Annotated in this window: 17 protein-coding genes and 2 pseudogenes; 12 read left to right on the top strand and 7 right to left on the bottom strand. The window is 37.9% G+C overall.

The window, feature by feature from the left end:
- Positions 1–3: 3 nt before the first annotated feature.
- Positions 4–3,291, bottom strand: coding sequence for a SusC/RagA family TonB-linked outer membrane protein (locus AC5SR4_RS05040; RefSeq protein ID WP_495358444.1), 3,288 nt, complete (start codon positions 3,289–3,291; stop codon positions 4–6).
- Positions 3,292–3,540: 249 nt separating this feature from the next.
- Positions 3,541–4,800, bottom strand: coding sequence for a FecR family protein (locus AC5SR4_RS05035; protein WP_495358443.1), 1,260 nt, complete (start codon positions 4,798–4,800; stop codon positions 3,541–3,543).
- 103 nt (positions 4,801–4,903) lie between these two features.
- Between AC5SR4_RS05035 and AC5SR4_RS05030 the strand changes: the two genes are divergently transcribed.
- From AC5SR4_RS05030 to AC5SR4_RS05015, 4 genes are all read left to right on the top strand, one after another.
- The gene (locus AC5SR4_RS05030) at positions 4,904–5,494 is read left to right on the top strand and encodes an RNA polymerase sigma factor (protein WP_495358442.1); all 591 of its coding nucleotides are present in this window, start codon (positions 4,904–4,906) and stop codon (positions 5,492–5,494) included.
- A gap of 326 nt (positions 5,495–5,820) precedes the next feature.
- Positions 5,821–9,288: an isoleucine--tRNA ligase gene (gene ileS, locus AC5SR4_RS05025; RefSeq protein WP_495358441.1), complete on the top strand. Its 3,468-nt coding sequence runs from the start codon at positions 5,821–5,823 to the stop codon at positions 9,286–9,288.
- Positions 9,289–9,292: 4 nt separating this feature from the next.
- Positions 9,293–9,673, top strand: a complete 381-nt coding sequence (locus AC5SR4_RS05020; RefSeq protein ID WP_495358440.1) for a TraR/DksA family transcriptional regulator — start codon at positions 9,293–9,295, stop codon at positions 9,671–9,673.
- Positions 9,674–9,765: 92 nt separating this feature from the next.
- On the top strand, positions 9,766–10,392 hold the full coding sequence (locus AC5SR4_RS05015) for a lipoprotein signal peptidase (RefSeq protein ID WP_495358439.1): 627 nt from the start codon (positions 9,766–9,768) through the stop codon (positions 10,390–10,392).
- On the opposite strand, the gene AC5SR4_RS05010 is transcribed toward AC5SR4_RS05015, so the two are convergent.
- The 4 genes and pseudogenes from AC5SR4_RS05010 to AC5SR4_RS04995 form a co-directional block, all read right to left on the bottom strand.
- Complete coding sequence (locus AC5SR4_RS05010; RefSeq protein WP_495358438.1) at positions 10,389–10,952, bottom strand: 5-formyltetrahydrofolate cyclo-ligase; 564 nt, start codon at positions 10,950–10,952, stop codon at positions 10,389–10,391. The genes AC5SR4_RS05015 and AC5SR4_RS05010 overlap by 4 nt on opposite strands.
- Positions 10,953–10,959: 7 nt before the next feature.
- Positions 10,960–11,922, bottom strand: a complete 963-nt coding sequence (locus AC5SR4_RS05005) for a succinylglutamate desuccinylase/aspartoacylase family protein (RefSeq protein WP_495358437.1) — start codon at positions 11,920–11,922, stop codon at positions 10,960–10,962.
- Positions 11,923–11,945: 23 nt separating this feature from the next.
- Positions 11,946–12,823, bottom strand: a pseudogene (gene rimK, locus AC5SR4_RS05000) (30S ribosomal protein S6--L-glutamate ligase).
- Between the two features lie 71 nt (positions 12,824–12,894).
- Positions 12,895–13,335 (bottom strand): ATP-dependent zinc protease family protein, encoded by a 441-nt coding sequence (locus AC5SR4_RS04995; RefSeq protein WP_495358436.1) that lies wholly within the window; start codon positions 13,333–13,335, stop codon positions 12,895–12,897.
- 188 nt (positions 13,336–13,523) lie between these two features.
- On the opposite strand from AC5SR4_RS04995, the gene uvrC reads away from it, so the two are divergent.
- From uvrC to hppD, 5 genes and pseudogenes are all read left to right on the top strand, one after another.
- Positions 13,524–15,320, top strand: a complete 1,797-nt coding sequence (gene uvrC, locus AC5SR4_RS04990; RefSeq protein ID WP_495358435.1) for an excinuclease ABC subunit UvrC — start codon at positions 13,524–13,526, stop codon at positions 15,318–15,320.
- Between the two features lie 182 nt (positions 15,321–15,502).
- Complete coding sequence (locus AC5SR4_RS04985) at positions 15,503–17,734, top strand: patatin-like phospholipase family protein (protein ID WP_495358434.1); 2,232 nt, start codon at positions 15,503–15,505, stop codon at positions 17,732–17,734.
- Positions 17,735–17,944: 210 nt separating this feature from the next.
- Positions 17,945–19,102 carry a homogentisate 1,2-dioxygenase gene (locus AC5SR4_RS04980; RefSeq protein ID WP_495358433.1) on the top strand — a complete coding sequence of 386 codons (1,158 nt, stop codon included), beginning with the start codon at positions 17,945–17,947 and terminating at the stop codon, positions 19,100–19,102.
- Positions 19,103–19,164: 62 nt separating this feature from the next.
- Positions 19,165–19,332, top strand: a pseudogene (locus tag AC5SR4_RS04975) (four helix bundle protein); the annotation flags it as partial.
- 35 nt (positions 19,333–19,367) lie between these two features.
- Positions 19,368–20,528, top strand: a complete 1,161-nt coding sequence (hppD, locus tag AC5SR4_RS04970; RefSeq protein ID WP_495358432.1) for a 4-hydroxyphenylpyruvate dioxygenase — start codon at positions 19,368–19,370, stop codon at positions 20,526–20,528.
- A 57-nt stretch (positions 20,529–20,585) separates the two neighbouring features.
- Here hppD and AC5SR4_RS04965 read toward each other — a convergent pair whose 3' ends face one another.
- The gene (locus AC5SR4_RS04965) at positions 20,586–21,230 is read right to left on the bottom strand and encodes a DUF6266 family protein (RefSeq protein ID WP_495358431.1); all 645 of its coding nucleotides are present in this window, start codon (positions 21,228–21,230) and stop codon (positions 20,586–20,588) included.
- A gap of 472 nt (positions 21,231–21,702) precedes the next feature.
- Here AC5SR4_RS04965 and AC5SR4_RS04960 point away from each other — a divergent pair, with 472 nt between their 5' ends.
- The 3 genes from AC5SR4_RS04960 to AC5SR4_RS04950 all read left to right on the top strand — a co-directional run bounded on the left by AC5SR4_RS04960 (position 21,703) and on the right by AC5SR4_RS04950 (position 23,426).
- Positions 21,703–22,122: a lipocalin-like domain-containing protein gene (locus AC5SR4_RS04960; protein ID WP_495358430.1), complete on the top strand. Its 420-nt coding sequence runs from the start codon at positions 21,703–21,705 to the stop codon at positions 22,120–22,122.
- A 44-nt stretch (positions 22,123–22,166) separates the two neighbouring features.
- Positions 22,167–22,463 carry a nucleotidyltransferase family protein gene (locus AC5SR4_RS04955; protein WP_495358429.1) on the top strand — a complete coding sequence of 99 codons (297 nt, stop codon included), beginning with the start codon at positions 22,167–22,169 and terminating at the stop codon, positions 22,461–22,463.
- 180 nt (positions 22,464–22,643) lie between these two features.
- The gene (locus AC5SR4_RS04950; RefSeq protein ID WP_495359160.1) at positions 22,644–23,426 is read left to right on the top strand and encodes a DUF3108 domain-containing protein; all 783 of its coding nucleotides are present in this window, start codon (positions 22,644–22,646) and stop codon (positions 23,424–23,426) included.
- Positions 23,427–23,431: the final 5 nt, after the last annotated feature.

The raw sequence follows: 23,431 nt of genomic DNA, 5'->3' as shown, positions 1-23,431 counted from the left end.
TGATTAAAATGCTAATTGTATACCAGTTATAATTGTTTTTAAAGGAGGTAAAACAGAATTACCTGTTTCTGGATCTAATCCCTTATATTTAGTGAAAGTAATTAGGTTTTGGGCCTGAATATAAATTTGAGCTTGCTTTATTTTTAATTGGTCAACTAGTTTTGATGGAAAATTATAAGATAGCGAGACATTTTTTAATCGAATAAATGATTTATCCTCATATACAGCATTACTATCTTGCCAATAAATAATATAAGGCAAAATTACATTAGTAAAATCTGTTGCAGAATATCTTGGAATATCTGTTATATCTCCTTGTTGTTGCCAACGGTTCAAAACTTCAACTGGCTGATTGGAGATCAAACCCTGTACCCAACCCGGAGGTGCAAATCCACTCTTATAAGATCTCCCTTTTTGTTTAACAAATTGGAGAAAAACATCTAGCTGAAATCCTCTAAAATTTAACGAGTTTTGTAATCCCCCATGATATTCCCTTCCATTTTTTACAATTATTTGCTTATCTTCAGGAGAAGAAATCCTATCATCTCCATTAAAATCCTCAAAAATAGAATAACCCGTTTGTGGGTCAACACCGATAAAATTATAGGCTTTAGAAATATTTAAAGACTCTCCTATAACATAACTGTTGCGAAAAGGTGAAGCATCAAAATCTGGATAGTTTACAAGTTTATTTTTAGGGAAGCTAATAGTAAAAGAAGTATTCCAGGTAAAATTTTGTCGCTGAACATTTTCTGTACGCATTTCGAATTCCCAACCTGTATTTTGAACGGTTGCAGGCCAATTAGCACGAACAGTATTAAAACCAGTGATGGCAGGTAATGAAACGCCTACTAATTGATTGGACGATCTATTTTGATAGTAATTACAAATAAGATAAATGCGATCATTTATAAACCCTAAATCTAATCCGGTTTCAAATTTCTTGTTGATTTCCCATCCATATTTTGTGTTTACCAACCTAGTTGGATAAAGGGTATTTCCCCCCATATAAGACCCTAATGAACTGTGAGTGTCCAAATATTCATAATTACCTATTTGATCATTTCCAGTAGTACCATAACTAGCACGTATTTTACCAAAACTTAAATATGGTGTATTTTCTTTAATAAAATGTTCCTCACTGAATAACCAGGCCGATCCAATTGAATAGAAATCACCAAATTGTTTATTAGGCCCAAAACGTGAAGAACCATCCCGCCTTCCAGTGAGATTAAGAAAATACTTTTTATTCCAAGAATAATTTAACCTTCCAAAAATAGCGCTATACTTGTATTCCGTATAAGTATTAGTCGCTCTAATTGAAGTTCCAGCACTAATGTTTTCAATTAACGCATCATTTTCAATTCCTCCAACTATAAGGTTCAAACTTTTTTGAATGCTACTTTGAAAAGTAGTTCCGATTAAACAGGATAATTGACCTTTCCCTATTTGTGTTTGATATTCCAATTGAGGTTCAACTATCCAAGTTTCAATATCACTATCTGAAGACTGAAATGAACCACTAGCACCAAAGGCTGGATTAGCAGCTTCTATTGGATATAGCTGTTTTTCATTCATCCCAATTGATGAATAACCTATGTTAGTTTTAAATTTGAGATTTGGAAGAAAAGAATAATTAAATAACATGTTACCTAAAAAATTTTCTGTTTTGCTATTATAAGGTCTTCTTAAATCTGCAAAGGGAGAATCCCAGGCACCATCGGCCCAATTTATAGTTCCATCCTCATTGAAAGGCTCGGGAGCGTTTGGAGCTAAAGTTAATGCCGTTTTTGTCAAATCTTTTCTAAACAAGTTATTATCATCTTTTGAAAAGATTGAGGATATGTTAATTTGAAACTTTTCATTTTCGGAAGTGTGATTTACTGATAAATGTCCTGTATATCTTTTATAATTAAAATCTCCAGGAAAAACAGTAGTTTGTCTATGGTAACTTCCATTAAAAAAGTATTGTATATTCCTGGTTCCACCAGTAGCAGATAATTGAGCATCCGTGTATTCAGCGCTTCCTCCTATTAGCTTTTTTTGCCAATTAACATTTCTATTACTATCCCAAGTTCCATTAACATCATAATCTCGAGACCCTGGAACTCTCCCATCATTTGCAAAGGCTTCATTACGCATTTCCAAATATTGATCAATGTTTAGTAACTTCATAAAGTTATCAACTTTTCCTACTCCCGATTTTATGTTAAATTCGAATTTAGTTTTTCCAATTTTTCCTTTTTTAGTTGTAATCAATACAACTCCGTTGGCACCTCTTGATCCATAAATTGAGGTTGCATCACTATCTTTAAGTATTTCAATACTTTCGATATCATTTGGATTAATAATATTGAGTGGACTTATTGCTTCATTTTGTCCATAGACTAATGGAGCTAAATTGTCTAATGAATGGGCAGTAAATGGTACACCATCAATTATATACAATGGTTCATTTGCATTAAAGTTTAGACTATTTTGTCCACGGATTCTAATTGAAAAATTTCCTCCTGGAAGTCCAGAAAATTGTTGTATATCAACTCCAGATACTCTACCTTGTAAAGCTTGTAAGGTATTTGATACTGGTTGTTTTTCGATGTCTTCGGCTTTAATCCGTGCAACGCTACCTGTTACTTCTCTTTTAGTTGTTGAGTAATATCCCCTTAAAGTCACTTCATCCAATTCGCTTATACTTTCTTTAAGTGTCACATTAACAACACGCTGGCTCCCCACAGTTACTTCCTGCATACCAAACCCCAAAGCAGAAAAAACCAATACATTTTCAGGGTTGGGTACGGTAATATTATAATTACCATCAAAATCAGTAGCCGTACCCTTAGTCGTGCCCTTAATCAACACAGTAGCACCCACAACAGGTATGCCTGCTTCATCGGTCACCTTACCGGTAACCTGGATTTGTTGTTGGCTTTTAGTCTTTACAAGAATAGTGTTATCCTTGGTCAGGATTAAGTTGACCTTGCTATTGGCCACCGCTATGGAGAGTAATTTTGTGGCCGACATCTTTCCTTTTTTTAAGGCGATGGGCGCACTGTTTTCAAAAAGTTCTTCGGGGTAAATAAAGCTGTATTCCGTTTGTTGGTCTATAAGCTCAAAAACGGCATTAACACTCATTAAGGTATCTTTTTCAATAGTCACCTTGGCACTTTGCGATAACAAATTGCTGGGCGCGATGCTAAACACACTGGTACATAAAAGTAGAAATAGTGTACGCATAATCAATTCTAATAGGACTTTCCGAGAGAAGGAAAGCGTTAATATTTGATTTTTCATTAATTTTACAGGGTATTAGTTAGTTAAACATTTAATTGCTAGTACTGGGGGATAGCAGGCTTGTACCGTCCAAAGTTTGAGCCCTGCTTCCCTTTTTTTAGTGAGACCCCAAGTTTAAAAGTGCGCCTTCGGCGTGCTTTTAAACTTGTCTGGTCGAACTAATCACGCCACAGGCGTGGTCTTTTCTCTATAGTTAGTTATGTTTCATAAGCGTTGGTTTTGGTTTTAATTAGTTTTTGTTGTTATTAATTAATATAAAATAATCGTTTTATCATTTATCTCATAATTGCTAATGGCTTCTGTACTGCGTAGGGCCTTTAATATAGTCTCGATACTTTGGTTGTGATTTAAGGAGCCTATAAAACGTCGTTTTTTTAGGGTCTCATCACTAAAAATAACCTGATCGATATCGTACCACCTCGCCAACACCTGCATGATATCCTCTAAAGGCTTGCCGCTAAAGCTAAAGACACCGTCCTTCCAGGCGGTCTCACGATAGACGTTGACTTGCTGTATAGCAAGGGTTTGATTTTCAGGGTCCAAAATGGCCTGTTGTCCCGGCACCATGATATTTTGCTTACCGTTTGCGGCCAATGCAATTTTGCCTTCCGCAAGGGTGGTATATATCTGTGGTTCTTCTTTGTAGGCTTTGATATTGAATTGGGTGCCTAGGACTTCTACTATTTGGGTGAGATCTTTTGATCTGAGATCTCTCGACGCTAAAGACTTCTCGACTGCGCTCGAAGTGACAGACGGCTGTTTTGGTGACAATACTCTAAATTTGGAGCCGTTATGTTCGGTGCTGGGGGAAACATCGAAATAGGCTTCGCCGTAAATGAGTTGGACTTCACGGGGTTGGCCGTCGGTAAAGGTTATGGGGTATGTTATTTGGGTTTCGGAGTTTAGCCAGACTTTGGTGCCGTCGGCGAGGGTTAGTTGGTATTGGCCGCCTCTAGGAATTGTTAAGGTGTTGGTGGTTGGCTGTTGGCCTTTAGCCTTTGGCTCTTGGTTACTTTTTGCTGTATTGTAAACTAGTTGCTCGCCATTGCTGCTGGCGTATGTTGTTTGGTATGAGATGCCTTTTTCCAAAGGCACTATGGTGCCGTCTTCTAGGGTTAGGGTGGCTTTGTTGGTGCCTGTTTCTATTTGGTTGTTTACTATAATTGGGTGTTGGGTGTTGGGTGTTAGGTGTTGGGTGACATTGGTCTGGATAAGGATGGCGATGGCTGCTAATAATAGAATGGCGGCGGCGTATTTGTAGTAGTTTTGGGTTTTAAATCTATAGAACAGGCTTTTTTCTTGCTTAATACGGTGCAGTATGGTGGCTTTGGCAGCCGCTACATCATATTGCTTTAAGGCCATCTTAAAAACAGCGTTGCTTTTTATATGGCTACGGAACAAGCGCTCGTTTTTGGGATCTCTAAGCCAAGCTTCTAAGGTGGTGAGTTCATCCATTTTGGCCTCCTTGTTTAAAAACCGTGTAATGATCGCTTCAATCTTTTTATCCATTTTTAATAGCTTATACCTCTAAGACGAAACAAAAATTCAAGTTCCCCATTTTTCTCGAAAAAAAATTTACATTTGTTTATTCAATATCTTATAATTAGCACTTTTGAAACCGACTTTTACAGATGAAAAATACCTGATTACCCAACTAATAAAAGGGGATGAGGCGGCTTACGCCCATTTGGTAGAGCTGTACTATAAACCGTTGTGCGATTATGCCGCCAACCTTTCTAGAGACGATTTTAAAAGTGAGGATATTGTACAAAATGTAATTTTACGGTTTTGGGAACAGCGAAAAAACTTAAATGTTAATGTTTCTATTAAGAGCTTGCTTTACCGTTCGGTTTACAATGAGTTTGTAGACCAGTACCGAAAGGATATAGCCATAACAGCCCTGGAGAAAAAATACATTGAGGAATTAGACCTCTTTTATGATACACATGATGAAGCCGAAACCAACAGGCTTATGGCCTTGGTGCAAAAGGAAATAGAACAATTGCCACCCAAGTGTAAAGAGGCCTTTTTATTGAGCAAAAAGGAAGGCTTAACTTATAATGAAATTGCAGAGTTTAAAAACATATCGGTCAAGACTGTAGACAAGCACATTAGCAAGGCCTGTATGCTGCTTCGCGAAAAGATGAAAGCCAAAATGCGCCACATGTTGTTCTTGTTGTTTGGGGTTAAACAAATAAGATAAAGACTTCATCCTAATTTTTTGCTTCTATTTTATCAAAATTCCTTAATTTCGCACCTCAATTAGAAATACCTCCATGGGCGTTATATTAACACGTAATGGAAGTGATTACTAATAGGTTAGCTTGGTTTAACCAGAGCATAGAGAGAAGAGAAAAGAGAAAAGAGAGATTAACGATTAACGATTTTTGATTAACGAACGAAGAGAGAGAATAGAGAATAGAGAGCAGAATTTGATAGTATCATTCAAAGGGCGGTAACGACCGATGAATCTAAGAATCGAGCTATTAAACACGCGATGTAACCTCTAAAGTCTAAAAAAAAGATATAATGAAAGCTAAATTTGCTGAATATAAAGGACTTGACTTGCCAAAAGTAGCAGAAGACATTCTTAACTATTGGGAAGCAAACAATATTTTTGATAAAAGCGTTTCCACTAGGGAAAACCACGAATCGTTTGTGTTTTTTGAAGGGCCGCCGTCAGCAAATGGTCTGCCCGGAGTGCATCATGTTTTAGCACGTGCCATTAAAGATATTTTTCCGCGTTACAAAACCATGAAAGGCTTTCAAGTAAAGCGTAAAGCAGGTTGGGATACCCACGGACTGCCCATTGAGCTGGGTGTAGAAAAAGAATTGGGTATTACTAAAGAAGATATTGGAAAATCCATTTCTGTTGAAGATTATAATGCCGCATGCCGTAAAGCCGTAATGCGCTATACCGATGTATGGAATGACCTTACACAAAAAATGGGGTATTGGGTAGATATGGATGATCCATACATTACCTACGAACCTAAATACATGGAAAGTGTTTGGTGGTTGTTAAAACAAATTTATGATAAGAATTTGTTGTACAAAGGGTATACCATACAGCCCTATTCGCCAAAAGCAGGTACGGGGCTAAGTTCGCACGAGTTAAACCAACCAGGTACCTATCAAGATGTTACCGATACTACAGTAGTAGCCCAGTTTAAAGCAAAACCAGAATCGCTTCCAAGCTTTTTACAGAACGAAGGCGATATTTACTTTTTAGCTTGGACAACGACCCCTTGGACCTTACCAAGTAATACGGCCCTAACCGTTGGGCCCAAAATAGATTATGTATTGGTTGAAACCTATAACCAGTATACCTTTAAGCCTATGAATGTGGTTTTAGCCAAGAAATTGGTTAACTATCAATTTTCAGGGAAATTCAATCAGGTAGAAACCAAAGCTGCTTTGTTAGACTATAAGGCGGGTGATAAAAAGATACCTTTTTATGTAGTTAAGGAATTTGTTGGTAAAGATTTAGTAGGCATTACCTATGAACAATTATTGCCTTATGCCCTGCCCAATGATCATCCAGAAAATGCCTTTAGGGTTATTGCGGGCGATTTTGTAACTACCGAAGATGGTACGGGTATTGTACATACGGCACCAACTTTTGGAGCTGATGATGCCCTAGTTGCTAAACAAGCCACACCCGAAGTGCCACCCATGCTGGTAAAAGATGAGCAAGGCAACCTAGTACCGTTGGTAGACTTACAAGGGCGGTTTAGACCCGAAATGGGTGCGTTTGCAGGCAAATATGTTAAGAACGAATATTATAACGATGGGGAAGCACCAGAGCGTTCAGTAGATGTTGAAATTGCCATTAAATTAAAAGAAGAAAACAAAGCCTTTAAGGTTGAAAAATATAAACACAGTTACCCAAACTGTTGGCGAACGGATAAGCCTATTTTATATTACCCATTGGATTCTTGGTTTATAAAGGTAACCGATGTTAAGGACCGTATGTACGAGCTTAACGAAACCATTAACTGGAAACCAAAGGCTACTGGAACGGGGCGTTTTGGTAACTGGTTGGCCAATGCAAACGATTGGAACCTGTCTCGCTCCCGCTATTGGGGCATTCCGTTACCCATCTGGCGTACAGAAGACGGTAAAGAGACGCTTTGTATTGGTTCTGTAGAAGAACTTAAAACTGAGATGGCCAAAGCCGTTAAAGCAGGTGTATTAGCTAAAGATATTTTTGAAGATTTTGAGGTAGGTAATAATTCTGAAGCCAACTATGCTAAAATCGATTTACATAAAAACATTGTAGATGCCATTGTTTTGGTGGCACCTAGCGGACAAAAGATGTATCGTGAAAGTGATTTGATTGATGTTTGGTTTGATTCTGGTGCCATGCCTTATGCACAGTGGCACTATCCTTTTGAAAATAAGGAAAAAATAGACCCTGTTTGTCAACCTGAACTTGTTTCAGGTTCTGAAAGCGAGATTCCGAAACAAGTTCGGAATGACAAACGAGCTTTCCCGGCCGATTTTATTGCAGAGGGTGTAGACCAAACCCGTGGTTGGTTCTATACACTGCACGCCATTGGTACTATGGTGTTCGATTCGGTAGCCTATAAAAATGTAGTGTCTAACGGATTGGTGTTAGACAAAAACGGACAAAAAATGTCAAAGCGTTTAGGAAATGCTGTCGATCCTTTTGAAACCTTGGCTACTTATGGTGCCGATGCCACCCGTTGGTATATGATTAGCAATGCCAACCCTTGGGATAACCTAAAGTTCGATTTAGATGGTGTAGAGGAAGTGAAGCGTAAATTCTTCGGAACACTTTATAATACCTATTCATTCTTTCAATTGTACGCCAATTTAGATGCCTTTACTTATAGTGAGGCAGACATCCTATTAGCAGAGCGCCCAGAAATAGACCGATGGATCCTTTCTGAATTGCACACCCTAATACAAAAAGTAGATGCTTTTTATGAAACATACGAACCTACTAAGGCAGCTAGAGCGATTTCAGATTTTACACAAGACTATTTAAGTAACTGGTATGTACGTTTAAGTAGAAGACGTTTCTGGAAAGGCGATTACCAACAAGATAAAATTTCGGCCTACCAAACCCTGTACACCTGCATGGTAACCATTGCTAAGTTAGGAGCGCCCATAGCACCGTTCTTTATGGACCGCTTGTACATGGATTTAAATGCAGTAACCCAAAAAGAAACCTTTGAAAGTATACACTTGGCCGAGTTTCCAAAATTTGATGTATCTTATGTAGATAAAGTATTAGAGCGAAAAATGGAAAGTGCACAAACAATATCTTCCTTAGTATTGTCGTTAAGGGCTAAGGAAAAGATAAAGGTGCGCCAACCGCTTCAAAAAATCATGATTCCTATTGCCAGCAAGCAGCAAAAAGAGGAGATTGCGGCCGTTTCAGCTTTAATAAAACACGAAGTGAACATTAAAGAAGTGGAGCTTTTAGAAGAAGCCTCAGACATTTTGGTAAAACAAATAAAGCCAAATTTTAAAGCACTTGGCCCACGGTTTGGTAAAGATATGAAAGCCATTGCCAATGCAGTAATTAACTTTACAGCAGAAGATATTAACAAAATAGAACAAAATGGCACTTTAGATATTGTAGTTAACGGAAAAAATATAACTTTAGCGCTTGATGATGTTGAAATTACATCGCAAGATATTGAAGGATGGCTTGTTGCTAACGAAGGCAACTTAACAGTAGCCTTAGATGTAACTATTACCGACGACCTGAAAGGAGAGGGGATTGCCAGAGAATTGGTAAACCGCATTCAGAACTTAAGAAAGGATTCTGGGTTTGAGGTGACAGATAGAATAGATGTCATGCTTCAAAAAGATGATCAAATTATAAATGCAGTAGATGCAAATATGGCTTATATAAAAACGGAAACGTTGGCCAATGAGCTTGAGATTATTGATAAATTAGATAACGGTATAGAAATTGCCTTTGATGATGTAAATACCAAATTGTATATCCAAAAACACTAAGATTATGAGTTCAGATTTAAACGTAAGATATTCGGACAAAGACTTGGCAGAATTCAAAGTACTGATACAAGAAAAAATAGTAAAAGCGCAGCACGATTTAGAGCTTATAAAAAGTGCGTATATGAACGACCATAACAACGGTACCGAAGATACGTCGCCCACATTTAAAGCTTTTGATGAAGGTAGTGAAGTGATGAGTAAGGAATCGAATTCACAGTTAGCCATTAGGCAAGAAAAGTTTATTCGCGACCTAAAGAATGCACTAATTAGAATTGAAAACAAAACCTATGGTGTTTGTAGAGTAACAGGTAAACTAATTAATAAGGAACGTTTAAAATTAGTGCCACACGCTACTTTGAGTATAGAAGCTAAAAATATGCAGTAGGTTTTAATAAATTAATATATATTTGGGACGTCTCGGTTAAAAGCGAGGCGTTTTTTTATTTTAGAAGGCCATGCTTTAGAACCAATACCATCATGACGTTAAAAAAATCCATTCTCTTTATCATTATCATATTGCTTATAGACCAGTTGAGCAAGATTTATATAAAAACACATTTTAAATTACAGGAAAGCATTGAAGTGTTTAGTTGGTTTCAAATATTTTTTATTGAAAATGATGGGATGGCTTGGGGCACAAAGCTTAGTGATTTTATATCATTTATTCCTGAAAGGACTGCTAAGATTGCATTAACCTTATTTAGAGTGGTAGCCATTTTTGGTATAGGGTATTGGTTGTATGATGCTACTAAAAAGCAGGCATCCAAAATATTGATAGTGGCAATTGCATTGATATTTTCGGGGGCTATGGGCAATATTATAGACTCTGTTTTTTATGGTGTATTGTTTGATGATAGTCTTAACCAAGTTGCCACATTCTTACCTCAAGGAGGCGGTTACGATACCTTATTGCATGGACGTGTTGTAGATATGCTGTATTTTCCCTTGTTTGAAGTAGATTTGCCAAGTTGGTTGCCTTTTTATGGGGGCAAGCGGTTTAATTTTTTCGAACCCGTGTTTAATGTTGCCGATATGGCCATAAGCACCGGATTTATTATGTTAATTGTATTTAATAAGAGGGCCTTTAAAAAAGAAGCTGCTTAAAACTTATAGACCCGATCTGGCGTTACACAATAATCCAATTGAACATCACTTTCAAAAACATCTGTAATTTGTTTTTCAGCAGGAAAGAAAGACAATCCAATTTTTAAGGTATTTGGTTTACATTCTGATAGAAACCGATCATAAAACCCTTTACCATAGCCTATGCGGTTTCCTTGTTCATCAAAGGCAAGCAGCGGAATAAACACCACATTAATTTTATCACTTGGAATTTCAATGCCATCCTCTGGTTCAGGAATGTTGTATGTGTTCTTTTTAATAACAGTACTGTCGGTCAATAAAAAATGTGTCATCGCTCCCGTTTTAAAATCACTTTTGCTAATAAGAATGTGTTTGTCTTTTCCAGAGAGGATATTCAAAATATAATCGGTGTTGACTTCTTTCTGTTCTTCAATAGCCAAAAAGATATGATAAAAATCGTGTTTCCAAATAGGGAGCTTTAAAAGCTGATTGGCTATAGCAAGGCTCAATGCATCAATAGCATCTGGAGATAGTGCATTACGAAGCGATTTGTAAGTTTTTCGTAATTCAGATTTTAACATGGTAACCTTAGCGTTTAAGTTTTGTAGAGATATGAAATAGCGCATCCCCTTGATACACAACAGGCGATTCGTTTACATTAATGATATACCCAGAGTTTGCTGCTTTTACGGCATGGTTAAATTTACCATAGGGGTCTGTAATGCTACCCAGTACAGCACCTTTTCTAACCTGCGACCCCATAGATATGGTGGCTCTAAACATACCAGAATAATTAGCTCTAAGCCAACGGCTTTCGTTAATAAAAACCGTATCTTTTTTAGGTTTGGAAGCCTTAAACTTGGAAGCTAACATGCCTAAATGATTTAAAACCCGTTTGGCACCATTAACACCAGAGTTTGTAATAATGGTATCAATATGGTAGGATTTACCACCTTCAAAAAGCAGCATAGGTTTTCCCATTTTATAGCAGGTGTTTCTAAACGATTTATTTAAATTTTTGGAGTAAAGCACAAAGGGCGCTCCAAAGATTTTTGCCAATTCATTAAGTTGTTTATTTTCTTTTGAAATACGTATTTGAGGGGCATTAAAACGTCCTGCACCCCCTGTGTGGAAGTCCATAATATAATCGACATAAGGTACCACATCATGAATTAATTTGTGTGCCACCCTACTGGCCAGCGATCCATCTACACTGCCCGGGAATACCCGGTTTAAATCCCTACCATCGGGGAATTCGCGTTTTAAGTTTATAAAGCCAAAAATATTGATGATGGGAATGCAAATAATGGTGCCACATTTGGGTTTATTAATGCCCTTGGCAATAAGCTGTCTAACAATTTCTACTCCATTAACTTCATCGCCGTGAATGCCCGCTGTAAACAATACAATAGGGCCAGGTTTTTTAGAACGTTCTATAATAACAGGCACATTAACAGGCGAAGAGGTATGTAGGTTTGCCACATCAAAATTAACTTCCTTGCTTTCCCCAGGATATATTTTGGTGTCAAGTATATTTAAAGTGTTGCTCATATTATATACTTTCAGTGTTTTATTTATCGATGATAATTCCGTTCAATATAAGTAATAATACTTTTTGCAATGTTTTTACCAGTGGCGGCCTCAATACCCTCTAGGCCAGGCGTAGAGTTAACCTCTAAAAGTAGTGGTCCGCGACCAGATTGCAGCATATCCACTCCACAAACAGGTAGTTTTAGGACCCGTGATGCCCTCATGGCCAATGCCAACTCAGCTTCATTTAATTTAATGATATCGGCAGACCCGCCCCGATGCAAATTAGAGCGAAACTCGCCTTCTTTTCCTTGGCGCTTCATGGCACCAACAACATGCCCATCTACAATAAGCGCTCTAATATCGGCACCCTTGGCCTCTTTTATAAACTCTTGGACAATCACACGGGCCTCTAGACCATTAAAAGCTTCTAAAACCGACTCTGCCGCATTCTTTGTTTCGGCCAAAACCACACCCAATCCTTGAGTGCCTTCAAGCAATTTTATAATAACGGGTACACCACCTACGTGCTCAATAACCTCTTCCACATCGCGCGAATAGTTGGTAAATACCGTTTTGGGCATACCAATGCCCGCTTTACTTAAACGCTGTAGGCTTCGCAATTTATCCCGGGAGCGTTGAATGGCATCAGAAGTGGCAATGGTAAAGATGTTCATCATCTCAAATTGGCGTACCACAGCACAACCATAAAAGGTTACCGATGCCCCAATTCTTGGAATAACAGCATCTACATAATCCAGATAACGGTCTTTGTAAAAAATAGTAGGCTTTTCCTTTTCAATAATAATATCACATTTTAAAGGATCGATGATTTCTACAAGATGCCCTCTTTTTTTCCCTCTTCAACCAGTCTGTTGGTAGAGTATAAATTCGGGTTTCTGGATAGAATAACTATGTTCATATAAGTATATTTTATAAGCGAGACCGCTTCGCTATTACCTGCCTGCAGGCAGGTATAAGAGACTTTACTCTCTATTCTCTATTCTCTGTTCTATTACAATAATCATAAGAGACATTCTCTAAATCAACATCCACTATAAATTTGCGTTTTAAAAACTGTCTGCCAATTAGCACAGGGAACTTCATATCACTACGCGTGCTTAAAGTTAGGTTAATCTTGTAAGTTTTCCCAAAAAACATAGCTTCCGATTTTATTTTATACCTATTTTCCTTGTACCCATTACTACTTTTAACATTGGTTTTGGAAAAGTTGTTAAACACAATTTCTGTCTTACCAAAGTTTTGATGTACATCACTGTTAAAAATACAGCGTAGCACATCACCCTCTACAATAATTTCAGAACAATGGATGGCTGAGGTATAGGCCCCGGTGTCAATTTTTACATCAATATTAAACAGTCCCAGTTCTGGAAAATCTATAATATCCGATCGGCCAATAATTTTTTTACTCATGTGCATTTAAATGTGGCGCAATGTAGTTAAAAAAAGAATAGAGAGAACAGAAAAGTGAGATGAGAAAAGAGAATAGAGAGACCGAGACATTTAAGGCATTTGGCAATAGTTAAGACCTGCCTGTGGGCAGACAGGTTTAACAGCAAAGCGGTCTAAAATATCTAATAAAATAATTACCTTTGAATGTCATGGAAAAACCTGCCTTAGATATACAATTAAAAACCCTTCCCAACCAGCCAGGCGTGTATCAATATTACGATGCCAATGGAACCATAATATACGTAGGCAAAGCTAAGAATTTAAAAAAAAGAGTGTCGTCTTACTTTACCAAAACCCATGATAATGGTAAAACCAGGGTATTGGTAAAAAAGATAGCAAGTATAAAGCACATTGTAGTAGATACCGAGACCGATGCGCTCTTACTGGAAAACAACCTGATTAAAAAATATCAGCCCCGTTACAACGTTATGCTAAAGGACGATAAGTCTTACCCATGGATATGTATAAAAAATGAACGTTTCCCAAGAGTGTTTTCCACCCGCCGTGTCATTAAAGATGGGAGTGAGTATTTTGGCCCCTATACCAGCATGAAAACCGTTTCAACCCTATTGGATTTAATAAGGGGACTGTATGCCTTACGTAATTGCACTTACGATTTGTCTGAAACCAAAATACAAGCCAATAAATATAAAGTGTGCCTAGAATACCATTTAGGAAATTGTAATGGCCCCTGTGAAGGTCTAGAAACAGAAGCCGCTTACAACCAGAACATCAAAGACATTAAAGAAATTATAAAAGGCAATTTTAAGGACTCGCTATCGCAATTTAAAAAGCAAATGAAACAATTGGCAGAAAATATGCAGTTTGAAGCGGCCCAAAAAATAAAGGAAAAAATAGAGGTCTTGGAAAATTACCAGGCCAAGTCTACCATAGTTAACCCCAAGATTAGTAATGTAGATGTATTTTCGATAATGAGTGATGAAAGCTATGGCTACGTTAACTTTTTACAGTTATCGTATGGGTCTATTATCCGTTCACATACCTTAGAAATCAAGAAAAAGCTAGACGAGTCCGATACCCAATTATTAGAATTGGCCATTACAGAAATCAGGCAACGCTTCCATTCTAAGTCCAAAGAAATTTACGTGCCCTTTAAAGTAGATATAGGCGAAGACATTAAAGTAACCGTACCACAGTTGGGCGATAAAAAACACATATTAGATTTATCGCTTAGAAATGCCAAATATTACCGTATGGAGCGTTTTAAGCAAATTAAGATAACAGATCCTGACCGGCACGTAAACAGAATCATGGCACAGATGAAAGCCGACTTACGCCTAAAAGAAGAACCCCGGCACATTGAGTGTTTTGATAATTCCAACATACAGGGCACCAACCCCGTTGCTGCTTGCGTGGTATTTAAGAACGGCAAGCCCAGTAAAAAAGATTACAGGCACTTTAACATAAAAACCGTAGAAGGCCCAGACGATTTTGCCTCTATGGAAGAAGTGGTGTATCGTAGGTACAAACGCTTGCAGGATGAAGACCAACCCTTACCGCAACTCATTATTATAGATGGAGGTAAAGGACAATTGTCCTCAGCATTAAAAAGCTTGGATGCTCTAGAATTAAGAGGAAAAATAGCCATCATCGGTATAGCAAAACGTTTAGAAGAATTATTCTATCCAAATGATCCAATTCCCTTATATTTAGATAAAAAAAGTGAGACCCTAAAAATCATACAACAGTTGCGTAACGAAGCGCACCGTTTTGGTATAGAGCATCACAGGAATAAACGTAGCAAAAGTGCGTTAAACACAGAGTTAGAGACCATTGCAGGGGTTGGTGAAAAAACGGTTGTAGATTTATTAAAGCATTTTAAATCGGCCAAACGCGTTGCCAATGCCAAGCTAGATGAGCTAGAAGCGGTAGTAGGAGTAGCACGGGCCGAGAAAGTATATAATTATTATCACGATAAAAATTAAAAACTAAAAGACAAAAGTGAAAAGTTTTGGCAAGCTTAAAGTTATAAGTTCAGAGTTATGAGTGACTTGTCATTCCGACAGAACGAGGTACGAGTGACGAGGAATCTCAAAAAATACAATCACATTTTAGCAAACAACTTTATAAACTTTTAACTTTAAAACATCATAAACTAAAAACGAATATGAAACAAGCGATAACCCTTTTAATATGCCTTATCTGCGTAACAGGGCACACCCAAACCGCAGAACAGGACGATTTAAAAGTGGGTTTGGTATTAAGTGGTGGTGGCGCCAAAGGCTTGGCCCATATAGGAGCCCTTAAAGTTATAGACAGTTTAGGAGTTAAAATAGATTATGTAGCAGGAACCAGCATGGGCGCCATTATAGGGTCGCTTTACGCATCAGGATATTCCGGAAAACAATTAGATTCCATTTTTAGGAAAGTCGATTTCGATAAGCTCATTAACGACGACCTACCAAGAGCCTCCAAGGCTTTTTTTGAGCGCAGCAGTTCAGAAAAATACGCCGTAAGCTTACCCTTTGATAACTTTAAAATAAAACTGCCATCGGCCCTATCCAGAGGTCAGAATACCTATAACCTGCTGGCAAAACTCACTTTGCACGTAAACGAAATTCACGATTTTGATAAATTGCCCATACCCTTTTTCTGTATCGCTACCAATGTAGAAACCGGAAAACCCGTTATGCTAGACCACGGTAACCTAGCACAATCCGTTATGGCCAGTGGTGCGCTACCATCCTTATTCCAGCCCGTAATAATAAATAATGAGGTGCTAATTGATGGGGGTGTGGTAAACAACTATCCTATAGACGAACTGCGAGCTAAGGGCATGGACGTTATTATAGGCGTAGACGTTCAAGACGGATTGGCAAATCGCGACGAATTAACCTCCGCGCCAGATGTATTGGTACAAATAAATAACTTTCGTACCATTAACGATATGAAGCTAAAAGTAGGCAAGACCGATATTTACATAAAGCCAAACATTAAAGACTACTCCGTTATATCATTTAGCGAAGGCTCCAGGATTATCAAAAACGGCATGCAAGCCGCCATTAACAATGCCGAGGCCTTAAAGAAAGTAGTTCGTAAACCTATTGAAGATGCACCGCTTGATGTAACAATAAAGCACAAAGACAGCGTTACAATAAACGATATTGAAGTAAAGGGCAATAACAACTACACCAGGTCTTATGTGCTGGGTAAACTTAAATTTAAGAACAACGAGAAAATCAGTTATTCCAATTTCACCAAAGGCATTAACAATCTGGTAGCCACCAATAATTTTGATGCCGTGACCTATCAATTAAAAAAATCAGAAACCAAAGAAGGGTACAACCTTATAACAAACCTAAGAGAAACCAAAGCAAGCACCTTTATAAAATTAGGGCTCCATTACGATAATCTATATAAAAGTGCCGCCCTTATTAACCTAACAAAAAAGCGCTGGTTATTCCATAACGATGTAGCATCATTAGACCTTATATTGGGTGATAACGTACGGTATAATTTTGAGTATTTTATAGACAAAGGGTTTTATTGGAGCATTGGTGTAAAATCCAGGTACAACCAGTTCGATAAAAACATTAGCGCCCAGTTGTTGCTAGACGAAACCGAAATATCGGTAACTGGACTAAACAAAGTAGATGCACAGTTGCGCGACCAAACCAATCAGTTTTACCTGCAAACCCTATTTAGAAAAGACTTTGCACTTAGCCTGGGAGCCGAACACAAGCGGCTAAAAGTAAAAACAGAAACCATTATAGCCGAAGACCAAACCGAAGAATTCGTTTTTGAGAATACCGACTATCTAAGCTTTTTTGGCAATTTAAAATTAGATACTTACGACAATTCCTATTTCCCAAAAAGAGGCGTTTACTTTAATGGCGATATACATAGTTATGTGTACGCTTCCAGTTTTAATGCCGATTTTGAAAACTTTACCATGGTAAAAGCCGATTTGCGGTATGCCTTTAGTTTGTCCAACAAACTGTCGTTTAACATAGAAACCAATGGGGGCCTAAAGTTTGGCGACAAAACCACAAAGACCTTAGATTTTGCCTTAGGGGGCTACGGCAACAACTTTATCAATAACTTTGTGCCCTTTGTAGGTTACGATTTCATATCCCTAACCGGAAATAGTTACATAAAAGGTGCCTTTAGTGCCCACTACGAGATTTTTAAAAAACATTACATTATCCTAGAAGGCAATTGGGCCAATGTAGAAGACGACCTTTTTGAATCTGGTGAGTGGTTTACACTTCCAGATTACTCCGGTTATGGCTTGGGCTATTCCGTAGATACCTTATTGGGCCCCATACAAGTTAAGTACAGTTTCTCGCCCGAAATAAGCCATAGTTTTTGGTATTTTTCCGTAGGCTTTTGGTTTTAGGGTTTCCACCGAATTTTTTTAATAATCCACAAAAATTCACGACCTTTGTTTCGATATGCAAATTTTTTGGCAAGAATTACTACTATTTCTTCACTATCTCATCAAGAGAAATCCTGAATGAGAATACTTTTATTGTATCTTTATATATCGTAGAATTTTAAGGTTTTTGCCTTTAAATTTATTAGAATCTAACATTAAAACATTTAAAGTATGCCTTTTTATCATAAATTAGGAAATATTCCTCCTAAACGCCATATACAATTTAGAAAGCCAGACGGCAGCCTGTATTACGAGCAGTTGTTTGGCACCATTGGGTTTGATGGCATGTCTACCAATAGCTATCACGAACAGCGCCCCACACAAGTAAAAGAAATAAAAAAACAATACAGTGTAGCGCCCAAAGTAGCAAAAGCAAACAATATAAAATCCTATCGGTTTAGAGGGTTTCAAGTAAAACCAGAAACAGATTATTTAGACAGCCGTAAAACCGTTTTAATAAACAGCGACTGTGCCATTATATTAGCAGCACCAAAACAATCTACCAAAGATTATTTTTATAAAAACACCGATGCCGATGAACTTATTTTTATTCACAAAGGCACCGGTAAATTACGAACCCACTTAGGAAACCTAGATTTTAAGTATGGCGATTACCTATTAGTGCCCCGTGGAATCATCTATAAAATAGATTTTGATACCGAAGACAATAGATTGTTCATCGTAGAGTCCCGCCGACCCATATATACACCCAAGCGCTATAGAAATTGGTTCGGACAATTATTAGAACATGCACCATTTTGTGAGCGCGATATACGTCGCCCACAAGAATTAGAAACCTATAACCAAGACGGTGAATTTTTAATAAAAGTAAAAAAGCAAGATGACATTATAGAAATGGTGTACGCCTCCCATCCGTTTGACGTGGTAGGTTACGATGGGTATAATTACCCCTATGCCTTTTCTATTCACGATTTCGAGCCCATTACCGGGCGTATACACCAACCGCCACCAGTGCACCAAACCTTTGAGACCGATGCCTTTGTAGTGTGTAGCTTTGTACCCCGGTTGTACGATTACCATCCGCAGTCCATACCCGCACCCTATAACCACAGTAACATAGATAGCGATGAAGTGCTGTATTACGTAGATGGCGATTTTATGAGTAGAAACGATATTGAGGCCGGGCACATATCCCTGCATCCAGCAGGTATACCCCACGGTCCGCACCCAGGTGCCACCGAACGCAGTATAGGTAAAACCGAAACCGAAGAGTTGGCCGTAATGGTCGATACCTTTAAACCTTTAATGGTTACCGAAGATGCCATGGCCATTGCCGATGAGGATTACCATAAATCGTGGCTAGAGTAATATTAGAAAATAGAGAAGAGAATAGAGCGCAGAGATGCTTATGAGTACACAGAAGTAACAAATCCTTTTCTCATTTCATTGATATTTCTCTAGGATCTTCTTTTGAATTAGAAACACAATTAATAATAGCAAACAATAGAAAATATATAACAAACGAACAATTTCATAAACTTGAGAAAAGTATAGCAGAGTTCCAAAAGATGACCATGAGTTTTCAAAACAGGCTCTAAAAATCTCTATTCTCTTCTCTCTATTCCTAAAAATTATGAGTAAAGACATAAAATCAGTAGACTACGGTCTAGAAAAAATATTCGAAGGCGCCCAAGACTTCCTGCCGTTGTTAGGAACAGACTATGTAGAATTCTACGTAGGCAACGCCAAGCAATCCGCGCACTTTTATAAAACTGCCTTTGGGTTTCAATCCTATGCCTACAAAGGCTTAGAAACAGGCTCTAAAGACACTGTAAGTTACGTGTTAAAGCAAGATAAGATTAAACTGGTGCTAACCACGCCATTAACCAGTAAATCGCCCATAAACGAGCACATAGTAAAACACGGCGATGGTGTAAAAGTAATAGCCCTGTGGGTAGACGATGCGCGCCAGGCCTACAAAGAAACCACCAGCCGTGGTGCCAAATCGTATATGGAGCCCACGGTAGAAACCGATGCGCATGGCGAAGTAGTAAGAGCCGGTATATATACCTACGGCGAAACCGTACACATGTTTGTAGAACGTAAAAACTATAAAGGTGCTTTCCTGCCCGGATTTAGAGCTTGGGAGTCCGACTACAACCCAGAATCCGTTGGTTTAAAATACATAGACCACATGGTAGGTAATGTAGGTTGGGGGCAAATGAACACTTGGGTAAAGTGGTACGAAGATGTGATGGGCTTTGAAAACTTCCTGTCCTTTGATGATAAGCAAATCCACACCGAGTACTCTGCCCTGATGAGTAAAGTAATGAGCAATGGTAACGGACGCATCAAATTCCCAATCAACGAGCCCGCCAAAGGCAAAAAGCGCTCACAAATAGAAGAGTACCTAGACTTTTACGAAGGCGCCGGCGTACAGCACATAGCCGTAGCCACCGATGATATTATTACAACCGTAAGCCAGTTACGTGCCCGCGGGGTCGAGTTTCTATCCGTGCCCCCACAAGCCTATTACGAGGCCGTGCCCGAGCGCTTACAAGCACACAACCACGAACTGCGTGAAGATATAGAAACCCTAAAATCCTTAGGCATTATGATTGATGCCGACGAGGAAGGCTACCTATTGCAAATCTTCACCAAACCCGTAGAAGATAGGCCCACCCTATTTTTCGAAATCATACAGCGTATGGGTGCCAGAGGCTTTGGTGCCGGTAACTTTAAAGCCCTGTTCGAGTCCATAGAGCGCGAGCAAGCTACCAGAGGTACACTATAGAAAATAAAAATAAGGGCTGCCTAAAAACAAAAGGATAGTTTAGGCAGCCTTATTTAATTACAAGAGCGTTACAGTACCCAAGTAAGTACTAGTAGCAGCCTCCGTATTATTAGCAGTCACAAAGGTAGCCCACACCTGCATGTCCAGGCCAGCCCAATCCAAAGGTAAAGTCATTTGCACCGATTGGTCCTGGCGCGTTCCCGCAGGATTAGCAATCTCAAATATGTTCAAGGCTTCGGCATACACAGCAACAATCAATACATCTGTTGGATTAGTATAGCCCTGATAATTATCAGAATTCCAGGAAATCGTGAGGTTTTGGTTAGCATTAGCGACTACAGAGCCATTATCCATTTCCCCAAGGTCGCCCTTAGCAATCAAAACCTTCTCATAATTAATGGCATACGCACCATCTGAATTTTCAATAAGCGCCTCATTAAGGTGGTAGCCCATCGCAAAATCAAAAGGCGTCTTACTGCCCTCGGGCTTACCAAAATACAAAGACAAAATAGGCCGCAGGCCCTTTAAAAACCCAATAACCGTTTTAAACTTATTGCGTTGGTTAATTTGGGCTGGTGAAGGCGGCCGCCTATTTGGTTGAGGTACGCTACGCATAACAAACTTATCGCGCCAACGCTGACCAATAACATTACCGATTTTTCCAGAAAACCCACCTAAAATATTATCTTGAAATGTTCCCATTCGTTAAAAGATTTGAGGTTAAACTATACAATAAACATAAATGTAATTTCTTACATATGCAAATCATAAATCTTAAAACAGAGTAATTAAAGGCATTATTTAAACAAAAATCACTCAAAAATCAAGGCTATTTTGTTCGGGTCTTCTTCGAGTCACCTTCGAGTCATGTTCGAGTCACCTTCGACTCGATAGGGGTTTAGCCGAACGAAACCTGAACAAAACCCGAACGAAACTAGTATTAAACTAGAAGCAAGTAAGGTAAAATGTTAAAGTTTGTATTTTTTCTTTTAATCGTAAGAAATGATTTTATATTTGGAGTTGAAAATAAAATATAACTGGTTGTAAAAGGAATGTATAGGATATGTATAATTCCCTATTATTTTGGTAGGGTTAGTGGTGAGATGAGATGGGAGTTTTGGAGAATAACTAGTAAGTAAAATAAAATATAAATAATCATAATAACCAAAAACAAATGAAACACCTAAAAACAATCACCCTAGCCATTATCACATTAGTAACCATATCTTGTAGCAAAAGCGATAGCCCTAAAGAAGATAACGCAATCATAGGCACTTGGTATATGTCAAAATTAATGTATCAAGGAAATGAAATTCCATTAGGAGATTGTGAAAAAGAAAGTACTTATGTAGTTACATCTGATGGTATTTTTGTAAATACAGAATATTATACAGATTATGATAATACTTGTGATTTAGATTATGAAGAATCTGCTAATTGGGAAAGCGTGGGAAACAATACATATAAATTTATATATGAAGATGAAATTGAAGGGACTTATGAAGAAGAGATAACCATTAGTAATAATACTTTTGCTATATATGATGAAGGGCCAACTGGTGACCCATATATTTACTACTACACTAAAAAGTGATAGAATAAGTTTTAAATATTTTCAATAAAAAGAATTGATTATATTTGAAATGTGCTTACAAAGCAAGACATATTAACCAAGCTAGCGGAATTAAAGCCCGTACTTTACAAAGACTTCTCGGTAAAAGAAATTGGTTTGTTGGGTCTTATTCTGAAAATGCACAAACCGAAGAAAGTGATATTGATATCCTTGTTGAATTAGAAAAACCCATTGGATGGAAATTCTTTACTCTTGAAATGTATCTTGAAAAGGTATTTAACAAAAAAATTGACTTAGTAACTAAAAATGCATTAAAACAACAAATTAAGGAGGGCATCTTAAAGCAGGTAAATTTTGCTTAACAAATAAAAGCTTCAAAAAAAAAGAAAGTATAAATCATCTTTACAATTTAACACCAACATCACCCAACAATTACAAACCGTACGCGTAAATTTTATATTTTTGGAACAGTAATTGTAATTTCTAAAAACAATAACATAATTGTAACTTTAAAAAGTTACATGGCAATTACCCAAAGACAAATGAAAAACGTACTACTTATAATAACGGCCGTACTTACTATAAACGTTTCGTATTCACAAAAAGAATCGGCATTTAAAGAGGGCGAATGGTTTAAATTTAAAATGAGCTATAGCGGCTTTTTAAAAGCAGGCAATGCCACCCTTAACGTTAGTGAAACCAAACTGAACGGTAAAGAGGTGTACCACGTAGTTGGTAAGGGGTGGACCACCGGTATGATTAAATGGTTTTTTAAAGTAAAAGATCGCTACGAAAGCTATTTTGATAAAACCACCATACTTCCCTATAAGTTTATTAGAAATATTGATGAGGGCGGACATACTAAAGACCTGGAAATTGAGTTTAACCAAAAGGAGCACAAAGCACATGTATTTGATAAAAAACACAATACGGTAAAGATATTTGATACCTCGCCCAACATACAGGATATGGTATCTACCTATTACTATTTGCGTAATAATTTAGACATAAGTAAACTAAAAGTTGGCGATGAGGTGCGAACCGATATGTTTTTTGATGAAGAAAACTATGGGTTTAAACTAAAGTATTTAGGAGAAGAAACCATTGAAACCGATTTTGGTAAAGTGGCGGCCCTAAAGTTTAGGCCTTACGTAATGGCCGGACGGGTGTTTAAGGAAGAGGAAAGTTTAACGCTTTGGGTATCAAAAGACAAAAATAAAGTACCTTTGCGCATAAAGGCAGATTTGGCCGTAGGATCGTTAAGAGCCGAACTGGAAGCTTTTAAAGGGTTAAAACACCCATTTAGAATTATTGTTGATAATTAAAAGAA

Source organism: Aestuariibaculum scopimerae (assembly GCF_059428085.1).
This window is presented reverse-complemented; position numbering and strand designations above follow the sequence as displayed.